We start from the raw sequence: 14,130 nt of genomic DNA on the forward strand, positions 1-14,130 counted from the left end.
AGGTTCTTTTTCCTTCTTGGACACTAACGCGGATCGGTGCCCGTTTCTGCCTTATTTACGGGCTGTTCGCTGACGGCGCATCAGCGCGCCGGGACGTTGCAGGCCGGTGTTTAAACGCGGCAACCGCCCACCCCGTGAGGGGCAGGCGGCCGCCATGGAACTTTGCTGTTTAGGCCTTGGACTCGGCAGCGCTGTCGTCCGCGCTCTCCTCGGACGCAGCCTCTGCCGGGGCTTCCTCAGCCTGTGCGGCTTCTGCCTGCGCAGCTGCGATCATGTCCTCAACGTTCGGCTCTTCCTCACCGGCGGGGCGGACGAAGTCGCTGAGGTCGACCTCGGCACCGTTGGTGTCGGTAACCTTGGCCAGCTCCAGCACCTTCGCCAGGGCCTTGCGGCGGCGAACCTCGGAAACCATCATCGGCACCTGGCCGCTCTGGTCGATGAGCTGTGCGAACTGGTTCGGATCCATGCCGTACTGGCTGGCGGAGGAAACGATGTAGTCGATCAGCTCTGCCTGGCTGACGCCGACCTCTTCCTTGTCCGCCACGGCGTCGAGGATGATTTCGTTCTGGAAGGCACGCTCGGTGTTCTGGCGAACTTCAGCGCGGTGCTCTTCGGTGTCGTGCTCTTCGCTGCCGTCGCTGTTCTCCGGGCGGAAGTGCTGCTCGAGCTGCTCTTCAATTACGGATTCGGGAACGGGAACCTCAACGAGTTCCATCAGCTTGTCCAGCACCTTGTCGCGTGCTTCGACGCCCTGCTCCATGACCTTGCTGTCGGCAGCCTGCTTTGCCAGGTCTTCCTTCAGCTCGGCAATGGTGTCGAATTCGCTGGCCAGCTGGGCAAAGTCATCGTTTGCCTCCGGCAGCTCGCGCTCCTTGACGGCCTTGATGACAACCTTGACCTCGGCTTCTTCACCGGCGTGCTCGCCACCGGCCAGCGTGGTCATGAAGGTGGCGTCTTCGTCGGCGCTCAGGCCGGTTACGGCTTCGTCCATGCCCTCGAGCATGGTTCCGGCGCCGACCTGGTAGGACAGATCCGCTGCGGAATCAACCTCTTCGCCGTTCACCTTGGCGGTGAGGTCGATGGTGATGAAATCATCCTGGGCGGCGGGACGGTCGACAGACTTCAGCGTGCCGAACCGGCCGCGCAGGTCGTCCAAGGCCTTTTCGACGTCGGCGTCGCTGGCTTCGGCAGCTTCCACGGTGACCTCGAGGCCGGAATACTCCGGCAGCTCGATTTCGGGGCGGATGTCCACCTCGACATGGAAGGACAGCTGGCCTTCGGTGGCAGCCGGGTCCGGGACCTCGGTGATCTCAACCTCGGGGCGGCTCAGGGGGCGGATACCGCTCTCCTGCACAGCGTTCTGGTAGAAACCGTTCAGGCCCTCGTTGATGGCCGTCTCGATGACATAGCCGCGTCCAACCCGCTGATCGATGAGCTTGGAGGGAACCTTGCCCTTGCGGAAGCCAGGCACCTGGATCTGGGAGCCGATTGTCTTGTAGGCCTCGTCAATGCTGGGCTTGAGTTCCTCAAAGGGAACCTCAACATTGAGCTTGACCCGGGTGGGGGTGAGGTTTTCGACAGCGCTCTTCACAGCGTTAGAACTCCTGATAGCTATAGGGGTTGGATCTGCACCAAGAATACAGAGTCGGGGCGACAGGACTCGAACCTGCGATCTCCTGCTCCCAAAGCAGGCGCGCTAGCCACTACGCTACGCCCCGTAGTGCACGGCAAGTCTACGGCCTAAGCAGACTCCGTGCACAATCGGCGGCGGCAAAAACTCTGCCGCCTTAACGAAAAAGACGGACCGCTGCCGGCCCGTCTCATCGCAGAGGGGATGACGGGAATCGAACCCGCGTAATCAGTTTGGAAGACTGAGGCTCTACCATTGAGCTACATCCCCAGGACGTTGAAACTCTAGCATGACCACAGACCTGTTTCGCAAATCGGCAGGCCCGACGCCCCATTCAGGCCTGCTGGCAGCCCGGACACCAGTAGAGCTTGCGGTTTCCCATCTCCGCCAGCACGACATCAGTGCCGCAGACGCGGCAGCCGATCCCCTGGCGCTGATAGACATAGTGCGCGTTGTCCGGCCACACCGGCAGCCCGCGGTCATCACGGTGTTCGGCACGCGTAGTGATGATCCGCCCGTCCCGGACACCGTCGCGCATGACCAGGGCAATGTCCTCCCACAGCAGCGCCGCCTCCTCGGTAGACAGGCTTTTGCCCGGCCGCCAGGGATTCAGCCCGCGGCGGAACAGCGTCTCGGCCCGGTAGATGTTGCCGACACCGGCGATGACGTCCTGGCTCATCAACAGTGTGCCCACCGCGGAGCCTTTGGAGGTCAGCCGCTGGACAAACTCGTCCGGGCCGGCATTTGGCTGCAGCGGGTCCGGTCCCAGTTTGGCGACGACGGCGGACCGCTCGCCTTCGGTGATCACTTCGCAGGCCGTCGGCCCGCGCAAATCCGCCCAGCCGTGGGCTGACACAAGCCTGGCGCGGACCTGGCCCACCGGCTCCGGCGGGCCGTCGTACGCAAGGCCGGGATCGTCGTCGAACGCTTCACGCTCCCCTACCCGGCGCGGGGCACCAATGCTGGAGGCGCCGCGGAAGGTCTGGTCGCCGCCGAAGTCCCAGGCGCCGTAGAGACCCAGGTGGACGCGCAGAATCAGCTCGTTGTCGAAGTGCAGGAAAAGTTGCTTGCCGTGCGCGCGGGCAGCTTCCAGGATGTGTCCGTTGACCCGCTCCGCGCCGGCAGCGAAACGGCCTTGCGGGCTGCTTACGGCCAGGCGCTGACCGCCGAAGACGGAATTGAACTGTGCGGCGAGGCGGTGGACCGAGTGGCCTTCAGGCATGTGCTTTAGGCTGGGACTTCGCCGGTGGTTTCGTACGCGGCGATCTTGCCGATCCGCCGCACGTGGCGTTCGGCGTTGGAAAACGGCTCGGCCAGGAACGCTTCGATGATCTCGGTAGCCTCGTCGACGCTATGCTGGCGGCCGCCCACCGCGACGACGTTCGCATCGTTGTGCTCGCGCGCCAGTTTTGCCGTATCCAGGTTCCAGGCCAGCGCCGCGCGGGCGCCCTTGACCTTGTTGGCGGCAATCTGCTCGCCGTTGCCGGATCCGCCCAGCACGATGCCGAGGGCGTCCTGGCCTGCGGCCTGGTCTGCCACTACTGCGAGCGCCGCGTTGATGCAGAACGACGGGTAGTCGTCCTCGGCGTCGTATTCCTTGGGGCCGTGGTCGATGACCTCGTAGCCTTTGCCGGTCAGATGGTCGATCAGGTGGTGGCTCAGCTCGAGTCCGGCGTGGTCGGTGGCAATGTGAACGCGCATATATGGTCCTTCAGGCGGGAGGGGCGGAAGAATGACGGCTTCAAGCCTACTCTGAACCAATGTGCTTGCTGGCGGCCAGGCCCGGACCGGCGACGCAACAGAACGGCAACTTTTCCTTCATCGCATCACGCCGGTGCTGTACATCCGCGGGCGCGGTGAAAGAATGGCCGCACTGTGCAAGGGTCCTTTCAGACAGCGCCCCTGCACTCCGCACCGTCCCCGCCGGGACCCGCTACGACACTGGAGGCATCACTTTGCCAGGTTTGAATCTGACCCGCGCCGAAGCCCGCGAGCGCGCCGCATTGCTCAACGTCGAGTCCTACGACGTCACCCTGGACCTGACCCGGGGCGAGAAGGTCTTCGGCTCCACGACCGTTGTGAAGTTCTCGGCAACGGCGGGTGCGTCAACTTTTATCGACGCCATCACGGAGACGGTGCGCTCCGTAACGCTTAACGGTGTGGACTTGGACCCTGCGGAGGTTTCCGACGGCGTCCGCATCCAGCTGCCCAACCTGGCGGCGTCCAACGTCCTCACCATTGACGCGGACGCGCTGTTTATGAACACCGGCGAGGGGCTCCACCGCTTCGTGGACCCGGTGGACAACGAGGTCTACCTCTACAGCCAGTTCGAGGTGCCCGATTCCCGCCGCATGTTCGCCGTCTTTGAGCAACCGGATCTGAAGGCTGCCTTCCGGTTCACGGTAACTGCGCCGTCGCACTGGGACGTCATCTCCAACTCCCCCACCCCCGAGCCCGTCGCTGCAGGGGCCATCGGGGAAGGCAATGGTGCCTCCACCTGGGACTTCGAGCCGACCCCGCGCATCTCCTCCTACATCACCGCGCTCATCGCCGGCCCGTACCAGTCGGTGCGCAGCGAGCTCACCAGCTCCGATGGCCGCACCGTCCCGCTGGGCGTCTTCGCCCGCAAGTCGCTGATGCAGTACATGGACGCGGAGAACATCTTCGAACTCACGCGCCAGGGCTTCGCGTTCTATGAAAAGCAGTTCGACACCACCTACCCGTTCGCCAAGTACGACCAACTCTTCGTCCCCGAGTTCAACGCCGGCGCGATGGAGAACGCGGGCGCTGTGACCTTCCTGGAGAACTATGTCTTCCGGTCCAAGGTCGCCGAGGCCATGGTGGAGCGCCGGGCCATCACCATCCTGCACGAGCTGGCGCACATGTGGTTCGGGGACCTGGTGACCATGCGCTGGTGGAACGACCTGTGGCTGAACGAGTCTTTTGCCGAGTTCATGTCCACGCTGGCTGCCGCGGAGGCCACCGAGTGGAAGCAGGCCTGGACCACCTTCGCCTCGATGGAGAAGTCCTGGGCCTACCGGCAGGACCAGCTGCCCTCCACACACCCCATCGTCGCGGATATCCCGGATCTGCAGGCGGTGCAGGTCAACTTCGACGGCATCACCTATGCCAAGGGCGCTTCCGTCCTGCGCCAGCTCGTGGCCTGGGTCGGCCAGGAGCAGTTCATGGCCGGCGTGCGCGAATACTTCGCCAAGCATGCCTGGCAGAACACCGAGCTGGAGGACCTGCTCTCGGAGCTTGAAGTTTCCAGCGGCCGCGACTTGAAGGAATGGTCCGCGCTGTGGCTGGAGACCGCTGGCGTCAATACGTTGCGTCCGGAAATCACAACGGACGACGGCGGCAAGATCACCTCGTTCGCGATTCTCCAGTCCGCGGTGCCCGAGTTCCCGACCATTCGGCCGCACCGGCTCGCCGTCGGCTTCTACAACCTCGATGCCGAAGGCAGGCTGGTACGCACCCACCGCGAGGAACTCGACGTCGACGGCGAGCACACGGAGGTGCCCGAACTCGCCGGCCTCGAACGGCCTGCGCTGGTGCTCCTGAACGACGATGATCTGGCCTACGCCAAGATCCGGCTGGACGAGGTCTCCCTCGCGACGTCGAAGGTCCATGTGAAGGACTTCACGGAATCCCTGCCGCGGACCCTGGTGCTCGCCTCCGCCTGGGACGCTACCCGCGACGGCGAAACCCCTGCACGGGAGTACGCGGAGCTGATCCTGAACAACATCGCCTATGAGTCCGATTCCTCGGTGGTGCTGGTACTGCTGCGGCAGCTGGCAACCACGCTGGCCTTCTACGTCAACCCGGCGGACCGCAAGCGCCTGACCCTCGCTGCGGCTGACCATCTGTGGGAACTCAGCCAAAACGCCGAGGCCGGCTCCGACGCGCAGCTGCAGTTCGTCAAGGCCTTCGCACTGCATGCCCAGACCGATGCCCAGCTCGACGCAGTGGCTTCGCTCCTCTCCGGCGAGCGCGTCCTGGACGGCCTTACCGTCGACGCGGACCTGCGCTGGGAGCTGCTGACGTCGCTGGTGGCCGGCGGCGAATTCGGTCAGCCGGAGATCGACGCCGAACTCGAGCGCGACGCCACGGCCACCGGCCAACGCGCCGCAGCCCTGGCCAAGGCGGCCATCCCCACAGCCGACGCGAAAGCGGCAGCCTGGGACGCCGTCGTCGTTCGCGGCGATCTGCCCAACGCCACCCAGCAGTCCGTCATCGCCGGTTTCAACCGGGTCCACGACACTGCCCTGCTGGAGCCCTACGCTGCTGCGTACTTTGCCGCGGTCGAGGACATCTGGAACACCCGCACGCATGAGATCGCGCAGCAGATTGTGGTGGGGCTCTACCCCTCGCAGCTGGCCACGCAGTCCACCGTGGACCTCACCGACGAGTTCCTGGCGGCGCTCGGCGCGGACTCGCCGGCGCTGCGGCGCCTGGTGCTGGAGAGCCGCGATGGAATTGTGCGGGCGCTGAAGGCCCAGGCCGCCGACAAGTAACGACGGCGAAAGACCGTCCCCCGACGGTCGCGCCTAGGAGATGCCTGCGGGGAACTGCTTCCCCGCAGGCATCTCCTGTCTATATTCTGGCAGGAGGCAGTGCACCGGGCTGCGAGGTGAAGCTATGTCCTGGGTTGCGATCGGCCAGCTGACAACGCTTCTGGCGGTCTTCTACATCCCTGGGTATCTGGTTCTGCGCGGGCTACGGCTGAACCATCTGAGGGCCTTGGTCTTGGCCCCCGCCGCCTCTGGTTCCCTGGTAGCGGTCGGAACCCTGCTGTGCCGGGTCACCGGTATCCGCTGGGTGCCGTCGACGCTCCTTGCCACTAGCTTGTTGGCCGCCGTTCTCGCTGCTTGCCTCTACCTGCTGATCCGGCCACAGCGGATGCTGCCCGAGCCAGGGCCGGGATGGCCGACGAAACTCCTCACAGCTAGCTCGCTGATTGCTGCGGCGGTCCTCAACGCGGGGACCATGCTCGATGCGATGAACCAGATCGATAGAGTCAACCAAGCTTGGGATCCCAGCTTTCATGTGAACGCTCTCCGCTGGATCAAGGAGAGCGGGCAGGCATCGCCTTGGGATATCAATCCCATCTACAGCCAGGGAACAGGCTCTTTCTACCCCGCCGGCTGGCACGCACTGGTGGCACTGTCGCCCGGTGACGTCGTTACCTCAGCGAACCTGGCCACACTCATTGTGGCGTGTGTCGTGTGGCCAACTTCGCTGACGTACCTGGCTGTAGCGCTGTTCCCACAACGGCGAATGACTTGGGTGCTGACGCCGGTCGTGGCCGCCGGCGTCATAGCGTTTCCCATCATTCAGCAGAGCCGGAGTGCGCAGTGGCCAAATGCGTTGGCCGTCGCGTTGGTGCCGGCGGTGCTCGCCCTGGGGATCGAGGTCGCTGCCGCCCGGTACCAGCAGCGCTCAGATCCACCCGTGGATGATAGGCCCACCCACCCGTACGGGCGAAGCCCGGCTGTGAAGTCACTCGTACTCGTACTCGTGCTCGTGCTAGCGGCCGCGGGTGCGGCCTGGATCCATCCCAGTGCCATCTTCGCCCTGATCGCCTTGGGCTGTATCTATGTGCTGCGGTACATCGTCCTGATGTGCAGGGCCAGATGGTTACGGGACCGGTGGCAAGGGTTTCTCTGGGTTGCCTTCTGGGCTCTTTCTGCAGGTGGCGCGGTCTGGCTGATCAGTACCTCCCCCATTGTCGCTGGCATGGCGGATAACACTGCCGTCATTGCACCGTTCCCAGACGCCATCGAGCGCCTATTCTTCGATCTGCCCAGGTCCCCCGATGACGATCGGATCCAGCTAGGTGACTACAACTTCTGGATCGGCCCGCTGGTTGTCCTCGGCGCCTTGTTTGCCCTGCGACGGAAAAGAACCTGGCCTGCTGCCGTTGGGCTTGTCATAACTGTTGTTCTCTACCTGGCCGCCCTTCACCACGCGAGGCCGCTCTCGTGGATAACAGGCCTTTGGTATCACGATGCAGTTCGTATCGCTGCCATCTCCGCCGTGGTCGCCTGCGTATTTGCCGCCTATGCCCTCGATCAAATTCTCGCTGCGCTGATACGGTACGTGCCGGTCAATGGACGAGGTGTCGCTGCGGCTGCCATCGTAGCCGCAGGGGTCTTTACTGTAGTAGCTTCGGGGTCCTTCCGCTATGACACACGCCAGATGGCGGCAACGCCTCATTATGACGTTGAATCGGACGAGTTCGGCCGCAGCATGCTGCCAGGCGAGCAAGACTTCATCAAGTCCTTGGCCGACGTCCTGCCCGCGGACGCAACCATCATCGGGGACCCGTTCAACGGATCGACGTTCATTTACGCGCTCACGGGACGACGTGTCGTCTACTCCCAGTACGGGTTCGCGGACCGAACTGCGGACGAGAAGTTCCTGCGATCACGCTTTCGAGATATCCATCGCGATCCGGAGGTGTGTGCTGCCTTGAAGCGCACTGGTGCAGAGTACGTGTACTTGGGAGATGCCGAACGGGCGCGGCAGTTCAACCCCTACCTTCAGTGGCCCGGTTTCTATAACGTGGACGTTTCCCAAGGATTCGAGTTGTTGGCGTCTGCCGAACACGCTGCACTGTATAAAATCACCGCGTGCGACCGCACCAGCATAAAGAAAGACCACGGCTCCCCGCGCATAACTTCTGGACGTGCTTTAATCCGGTCATGGACCTCAGCAACCACCGCTACCGCATATCGCTCGCCTGGACCGGCAACCGTGGCGAAGGCACTTCGTCATACCGGAGCTACGGACGTGACCACGTCATCACCGCGCCCGGACTTCCGGATCTCGCCGGCACAGCCGACCCCACCTTCCATGGGGACAAGGACCGGTGGAATCCGGAACAGCTCCTGCTCACGGCGCTGTCCCAGTGCCACATGCTCTCCTACCTGCACGTTGCGGTGAAAAACGGCATCGTGGTGACCGAGTACACGGACGACGCCGAGGGCACCTTGCACCTGAACCGGGACGGCAGCGGCGAATTTACTTCCGTAACGCTTCGACCGCGCGTCACTGTTGCTGACCCGGCCCACAACGAACTGGCGCAGAAACTGCACCACGACGCGAACCAGGTGTGCTTCATTGCCCGCAGCGTCAATTTCCCGGTGATGCACGAACCTGTCATCATGAACTGACTCCGTTCCCGGCCGGCTGCGCCCAAACCAAGAGCCGGGTTGGCCAAGCAACGCGCGCGTGCGGCGTTCAACGGCGGCGGGCCAGATCGCTCAACGTGGCGAACCCGGCTCGCCACGCCGTGAGGTTCACCGCGGCCAGTTCACGGGCCTCCACCATCGATCCGGCGATCTGCTCGAATCCATGCTCGGTCACGAAGAGCCTGGTGCCGGCCCCCTCCGGCTCCAGGCGGAAGGTCACCACCGTACTGGCGCCCGGCTGTGGTTCCGTCTCGGGTCGGGCGGCATAGCGGTACTGGAAAAGTCCGTACGGCTGGACCTGCAGCACCTTCCCGAGGAAACGGCCATGTTGGCGCCACCGGTGTTCGATCCGGCCGCCGTTAACCGCTTCGCAGACCGCGCCATCGAACGCATACCAGCGACGGATGGCGTCAGGATCGGTCAGCAGGCTCCAGACTCTTTCGGGCGGCGCATCGATAACCAGATCATGTTCGATGCTGATGTCCTCATGCATGCTTGCCCTCCTGATCCCGCAACAACTCCCGCCGCCACCAGACTAAGTCCTCCCCGCCGCTCGGGATCCAGAGCCAAAGGGAATTAGCCGCAACGGACCGATGTTGGAGAGAATGGACCAGACACCAACGAACAGGCTGCCAATAGTTATGACTGACAAAGATCTTCCCTCTGCCTCGCTGCCGGAAGCTACCCCTGCTGCCGCCACGGACGGCGGTGCAGCGGCCACCCCCCTGCAGTCGCGGTTCGGCCAGCCCATCGCGACGCTGCAGCCGGCGGCACGGGCGGCCAACGCGTTCCAGCAGCCGCAGTACACGGACAACTTCTATGATGCCGTGGGCGGACATGAGACCTTCGTGAAGCTGGTGGACGTTTTCTACGAGGGCATCGCCGAGGACGAAGTGCTCCGGAAGATGTACCCGGAGGAGGATCTGGGGCCTGCCACGGAACGGATGCGCATGTTCCTCGAGCAGTACTGGGGCGGCCCCGGCACCTACAGCGAGCAGCGCGGCCATCCCCGGCTGCGGATGCGCCACCAGCCGTTCAAGGTGGATTTCGACGCCCGCGACCGCTGGCTGACCCACATGCGCAAGGCCGTGGACTCACTCGAACTGCCGCCCCTGTACGAGCAGACCCTATGGGACTACTTCGAGCGGGCAGCCCACTCCATGGTCAACAGCGCCTAGCCCACCTGCCCCGGCGTTCCCGCCGCCGAGCGCAAGGTCTAGAGGGACGCGCCGCTGCGGACCAGCACGTGGCCGCGGGCGGTGGACAACCGCAGCCAGCGGCCGCTGCGGAACAGGGCCGCCGGTTGATCATCCAGGAAACCCAGCGTCAGCGCCGCGAATGCCGCACCGGCCGGCACAGCCACGCCGGCCGCCGGCAATGACCTGCCCCAAACGGCGCTGCGCGCATTATTGACGATCAACTGGCCCGGTTGCGCCGGCACGGCTGCGGCCACTTCACGGATTCCCGCCTCCGCGGCAGCCCGCAGGTCCGCGGACGGAATCTGCTCCACAGGTTCCCAGCCCGAGCGCGGCGGCAGTACCCCGGTCCAGGATTCCTTGACCTGCATCGGCGGCAGCGGCAGGACAACGTCATTCTCGGCCATCCGTGCCAGCCTGTCGGCCATCGATGCCAGCGATACGGTCATTTCGGCCTGGGCCGGACGTCCCAGCGCCATGGTCCGCAGCCCCAGGATGGTCGGCGTTGCTTCCCCCAGCAAACGTGGCCTCATGAGGCACACATAGGCGGCGAGGACGGATCCGGAGACCTGCAGGTGCACGGCACCGTCGTCGGCAGCGCGCGCCCGTGTGATGAACGTGCGCAGGTCCGCCGTCACCTGTGGATCGGCCAGACTCAGCATGATCATGTTGTCCACGGAATCAGGCACCTGCCCTTTGCGAAGCACGACGGCGGAAGGGAACTTCCGGTCCTTGGTAATGTCCCAGCGCTTTTCGGTACTGCTCCGGCAGCGGCACCGGTCGGCCGGATTCCCGGCTGACGAGCACCATCGTGGTTTCCCCCACGGCGTACGTTGCCGAGCCGTCCTCTTCGGAGACCTTATAACCCAGCGCAAAGCTGGAGCCGCCCACCTCCGTCACCCAGACGCTGACCCACACCGGTTCCGGCCGGAATAGCAGCGGCGCGAGGTACTCGATCTCCTGCCGGCCCACCAACGTGAAGTTCCCGGCTCCGGCCAGATCGCTCACGGACAGCTGTCCGCCGTCGTCCGTAGTCTGCCCTGACGGACTGCCGTGCAGCCGGACGCGTGCCGTCTCCAGGTAACTCAGAAAGGTCACGTTGTTCACATGACCGTAGGAATCGATGTCGCTGAAACGGAGCTGCAACGGGAACCGGGACACTTTAGGCATGAAGCCATCTTCTCAAGCCACGGCCACGCGGCGCGAACCGGCCGAGGTAGTTGAGCCGGGCGCCCGTGCGAACTAGTCTCGGAAGGGTTCCATTACTCACGGGTAACGCCGGCAAGGAGATTCCATGACAGCCTCTGACGAGCGCATTGAGCCCACCGCGGCCTTGCTGCAACTGCTGGACCTCTCGGACGCCGATGGCGCCAATACCGATGAGGAAATTTTCGTTGGGATTTCGGAGCCGCAGCCTCATGGACGGGTCTTCGGCGGACAGGTTCTCGCACAATCGATCCTGGCTGCGGTGCGCACGGTGGATGAGGCCCGGCAGATCCACTCCATGCACGGCTATTTCCTCCGCCCGGGGGACGCCAACGCGCCCATCACCTTCGGCGTGCAGAAGCTGCGCGACGGGCGGTCCTTTTCAGCCAGGCGGACCCATGCCTACCAGAACGGCGTGCCCATCCTCTCCATGATCGCTTCCTTCCAGGTACCGGCCGACGGGGTGGACCATCACGAGCCCTTTCCAGAGGGCATTCCCGACCCGGAGTCGTTGCCGAGTACGGCCGATCTCCTCAGCGAATTCGAGCATCCGATCGCGCAGCAATGGGCGTATGAACGGCCCTTCGATATCCGGCATGTGCAGAGCCCTTTGTATCTCCGGGCCGAAGGCGAACGTGAGCCGACCAACGCCGTCTGGATGAAATCCAAAGGCCCGCTGCCCGACGATCTGAATCTGCATCGCGCGGCGCTGGCTTATGCCAGTGATTACACGCTGCTTGAACCGATCCTGCGGCGCCACGGAATAGCGTGGATCAGCCCCGGGATCAAGTTCGCGAGTCTGGATCACGCCATGTGGTGGCACCGGCCGTTTCGGGCAGATGAGTGGCTGCTCTATGTCCAGAATTCGCCGAGCGCTTCCGGTGCACGCGGATTGGGCGTCGGCCGGGTCTTCAGCCGCTCCGGTGAGCTCGTGGCCACGGTGGCCCAGGAGGGCATGATGCGCATTCCCGTGGAAGCCGTGGACGCATAACAAGCTGCGACTGAATCAAGATGGTCCGTCCGGCTGTCAGCAGCCGGACGGACCATTTTCTTCAGTTGTGCGACCTCTTCAGTTGCACCCTGTCCCAGTGGGCCGCCTATGCAGCTGAGGGAGACGCGATCTAGTCGCGGGTAAGCCGCCGGTGCGTAACGCGATGCGGCTTGGCAGCATCCGGACCGAGTCGCTCGATCTTGTTCTGCTCGTAGGCCTCGAAGTTGCCTTCAAACCAGTACCAGTTCGCGGGATCCTCCTCGGTACCTTCGTAGGACAGGATGTGGGTGGCTACCCGGTCGAGGAACCAACGGTCGTGGGAAATGACCACGGCACAGCCGGCGAATTCGAGCAAGGCGTTCTCCAGGCTGGACAGCGTCTCCACGTCGAGGTCGTTGGTCGGTTCGTCGAGGAGCAGCAGGTTGCCGCCCTGCTTGAGGGTCAGCGCGAGATTCAGCCGGTTACGCTCACCGCCGGACAGCACCCCGGCCTTCTTCTGCTGGTCCGGGCCCTTGAATCCGAAGGCGGAAACGTAGGCGCGGGACGGCATCTCCACCTGGCCGACCTGGATGAAGTCCAGTCCGTCAGATACGACTTCCCACAGCGACTTGTTTGGGTCGATTCCCCCGCGGCTCTGGTCCACGTAGGAAATCCTGACGGAGTCGCCGATCTTCAGATCGCCGCCGTCGAGTTCCTCGAGACCAACGATCGTCTTGAACAGCGTGGTCTTGCCGACGCCGTTGGGGCCGATTACGCCGACAATGCCGTTGCGCGGCAGGGAGAAAGACAACCCGTCGATCAGCGGGCGATCGTCGAAGCCCTTCTGCAGGTTCTTGCCTTCGACGACAAGCTGTCCGAGGCGGGGACCCGGCGGGATCTGGATCTCTTCGAAGTCCAGCTTCCGCGCGCGGTCCGCTTCGGCTGCCATTTCCTCATAGCGGGCGAGACGCGCCTTGGACTTGGTCTGACGGCCCTTGGCGTTGGAGCGGACCCAGTCGAGCTCCTCCGACAGTCGCTTAGCCAGTTTGGCGTCCTTCTTGCCTTGGACTTCGAGGCGGGCGCGTTTTTTCTCCAGGTAAGTGGAGTAGTTGCCTTCGTAGGGGTAGAGGTGCCCGCGGTCGACTTCGGCGATCCACTCGGCCACATGGTCAAGGAAGTACCGGTCGTGAGTCACGGCCAGCACAGCACCGGCGTAGGACTTCAAGTGCTGTTCGAGCCAGAGCACGCTCTCGGCGTCGAGGTGGTTAGTGGGCTCGTCAAGGAGCAGCAGGTCAGGCTTCTGGAGGAGCAGCTTGCACAGTGCAACGCGGCGACGCTCACCTCCGGAGAGTACGGTTACGTCGGAGTCGCCGGGTGGGCAGCGCAGCGCGTCCATGGCTTGTTCGAGCTGGGAATCGATGTCCCAAGCGTCAGCGGCGTCGATAGCCTCCTGCAGCTTGCCCATCTCGTCGAGAAGCTTGTCGTAGTCCGCATCGGGACTGGCCATCTCTTCGGAGATCTCGTTGAAGCGCTGGATCTTGCCGTAAATTTCGCCGACGCCTTCCTGGACGTTGCCCAGGACGGTCTTTTCTTCGTTCAACGGCGGCTCCTGGAGCAGGATTCCCACCGAATAGCCGGGGCTGAGCCGGGCCTCACCATTGGACGGAGTGTCCAGACCAGCCATGATTTTCAGGATGGTGGACTTACCGGCGCCATTCGGACCGACAACGCCGATTTTGGCTCCGGGATAGAAGGACATGCTCACGTCATCGAGGATGACCTTGTCGCCAACGGCTTTGCGGGCCTTGGTCATTGTGTAAATAAATTCCGCCATGCCCATAAGGCTAGTGGGTGGCGGGGCAGAACTCACATTTGAGGGCCGGTGTCTGCCAGTGGTCCAAGCCAGCGTTCGCGTGCAGCTAGATGCTGCAG

The 14,130-nt window shown here is 63.8% G+C and carries 11 protein-coding genes, 2 tRNA genes and 1 pseudogene; 5 read left to right on the top strand and 9 right to left on the bottom strand.

The window, feature by feature from the left end; translation table 11 throughout:
• Positions 1-169 precede the first annotated feature (169 nt).
• The 5 genes from tig to AC20117_RS19585 all read right to left on the bottom strand — a co-directional run bounded on the left by tig (position 170) and on the right by AC20117_RS19585 (position 3,331).
• The gene (gene tig, locus AC20117_RS19565) at positions 170-1,591 is read right to left on the bottom strand and encodes a trigger factor (RefSeq protein WP_074702140.1); all 1,422 of its coding nucleotides are present in this window, start codon (positions 1,589-1,591) and stop codon (positions 170-172) included.
• 54 nt (positions 1,592-1,645) lie between these two features.
• Positions 1,646-1,718, bottom strand: a tRNA-Pro gene (locus tag AC20117_RS19570).
• Positions 1,719-1,829: 111 nt separating this feature from the next.
• Positions 1,830-1,900, bottom strand: a tRNA-Gly gene (locus AC20117_RS19575).
• Between the two features lie 64 nt (positions 1,901-1,964).
• Positions 1,965-2,852, bottom strand: coding sequence for an Fpg/Nei family DNA glycosylase (locus tag AC20117_RS19580; protein ID WP_074702139.1), 888 nt, complete (start codon positions 2,850-2,852; stop codon positions 1,965-1,967).
• 5 nt (positions 2,853-2,857) lie between these two features.
• On the bottom strand, positions 2,858-3,331 hold the full coding sequence (locus AC20117_RS19585; protein WP_074702138.1) for a ribose-5-phosphate isomerase: 474 nt from the start codon (positions 3,329-3,331) through the stop codon (positions 2,858-2,860).
• A gap of 254 nt (positions 3,332-3,585) precedes the next feature.
• Here AC20117_RS19585 and pepN point away from each other — a divergent pair, with 254 nt between their 5' ends.
• From pepN to AC20117_RS19595, 3 genes and pseudogenes are all read left to right on the top strand, one after another.
• Positions 3,586-6,147: an aminopeptidase N gene (gene pepN, locus AC20117_RS19590; RefSeq protein ID WP_236777377.1), complete on the top strand. Its 2,562-nt coding sequence runs from the start codon at positions 3,586-3,588 to the stop codon at positions 6,145-6,147.
• A 124-nt stretch (positions 6,148-6,271) separates the two neighbouring features.
• A pseudogene (locus AC20117_RS24250) lies at positions 6,272-8,206 on the top strand (DUF6541 family protein); the annotation flags it as partial.
• 131 nt (positions 8,207-8,337) lie between these two features.
• Positions 8,338-8,808 carry an OsmC family protein gene (locus AC20117_RS19595; RefSeq protein ID WP_074702137.1) on the top strand — a complete coding sequence of 157 codons (471 nt, stop codon included), beginning with the start codon at positions 8,338-8,340 and terminating at the stop codon, positions 8,806-8,808.
• A 67-nt stretch (positions 8,809-8,875) separates the two neighbouring features.
• Here the strand turns inward: AC20117_RS19595 and AC20117_RS19600 are convergent, their stop codons facing one another.
• The gene (locus AC20117_RS19600; RefSeq protein WP_074702136.1) at positions 8,876-9,319 is read right to left on the bottom strand and encodes an SRPBCC domain-containing protein; all 444 of its coding nucleotides are present in this window, start codon (positions 9,317-9,319) and stop codon (positions 8,876-8,878) included.
• Between the two features lie 256 nt (positions 9,320-9,575).
• On the opposite strand from AC20117_RS19600, the gene AC20117_RS19605 reads away from it, so the two are divergent.
• Positions 9,576-10,004 carry a globin gene (locus AC20117_RS19605; protein ID WP_074703385.1) on the top strand — a complete coding sequence of 143 codons (429 nt, stop codon included), beginning with the start codon at positions 9,576-9,578 and terminating at the stop codon, positions 10,002-10,004.
• A 38-nt stretch (positions 10,005-10,042) separates the two neighbouring features.
• Here the strand turns inward: AC20117_RS19605 and AC20117_RS19610 are convergent, their stop codons facing one another.
• Both AC20117_RS19610 and AC20117_RS19615 read right to left on the bottom strand, forming a co-directional pair.
• Positions 10,043-10,690: a DUF8185 domain-containing protein gene (locus AC20117_RS19610; RefSeq protein WP_101632758.1), complete on the bottom strand. Its 648-nt coding sequence runs from the start codon at positions 10,688-10,690 to the stop codon at positions 10,043-10,045.
• A 13-nt stretch (positions 10,691-10,703) separates the two neighbouring features.
• Positions 10,704-11,192, bottom strand: a complete 489-nt coding sequence (locus AC20117_RS19615; protein WP_074702135.1) for an acyl-CoA thioesterase — start codon at positions 11,190-11,192, stop codon at positions 10,704-10,706.
• A 124-nt stretch (positions 11,193-11,316) separates the two neighbouring features.
• Between AC20117_RS19615 and AC20117_RS19620 the strand changes: the two genes are divergently transcribed.
• Complete coding sequence (locus AC20117_RS19620) at positions 11,317-12,219, top strand: acyl-CoA thioesterase (RefSeq protein ID WP_074702134.1); 903 nt, start codon at positions 11,317-11,319, stop codon at positions 12,217-12,219.
• A 130-nt stretch (positions 12,220-12,349) separates the two neighbouring features.
• Here AC20117_RS19620 and ettA read toward each other — a convergent pair whose 3' ends face one another.
• A complete protein-coding gene (gene ettA / locus AC20117_RS19625; RefSeq protein WP_074703383.1) occupies positions 12,350-14,032 on the bottom strand; it encodes an energy-dependent translational throttle protein EttA in 1,683 nt (560 codons plus the stop codon).
• Positions 14,033-14,130: the final 98 nt, after the last annotated feature.

Origin of the sequence: Arthrobacter crystallopoietes (assembly GCF_002849715.1) — a bacterium.
Taxonomy (GTDB): Bacteria; Actinomycetota; Actinomycetes; order Actinomycetales; family Micrococcaceae; genus Crystallibacter; species Crystallibacter crystallopoietes.

Coding starts and splice junctions, on each gene's coding strand:
- AC20117_RS19585 (WP_074702138.1), bottom strand. CDS start 3,331: ATGCGCGTTCACATTGCCACCGACCACGCCGGACTCGAGCTGAGCCAC.
- AC20117_RS19610 (WP_101632758.1), bottom strand. CDS start 10,690: ATGATCATGCTGAGTCTGGCCGATCCACAGGTGACGGCGGACCTGCGC.
- AC20117_RS19580 (WP_074702139.1), bottom strand. CDS start 2,852: ATGCCTGAAGGCCACTCGGTCCACCGCCTCGCCGCACAGTTCAATTCC.
- AC20117_RS19595 (WP_074702137.1), top strand. CDS start 8,338: ATGGACCTCAGCAACCACCGCTACCGCATATCGCTCGCCTGGACCGGC.
- ettA (WP_074703383.1), bottom strand. CDS start 14,032: ATGGCGGAATTTATTTACACAATGACCAAGGCCCGCAAAGCCGTTGGC.
- AC20117_RS19620 (WP_074702134.1), top strand. CDS start 11,317: ATGACAGCCTCTGACGAGCGCATTGAGCCCACCGCGGCCTTGCTGCAA.
- AC20117_RS19600 (WP_074702136.1), bottom strand. CDS start 9,319: ATGCATGAGGACATCAGCATCGAACATGATCTGGTTATCGATGCGCCG.
- AC20117_RS19615 (WP_074702135.1), bottom strand. CDS start 11,192: ATGCCTAAAGTGTCCCGGTTCCCGTTGCAGCTCCGTTTCAGCGACATC.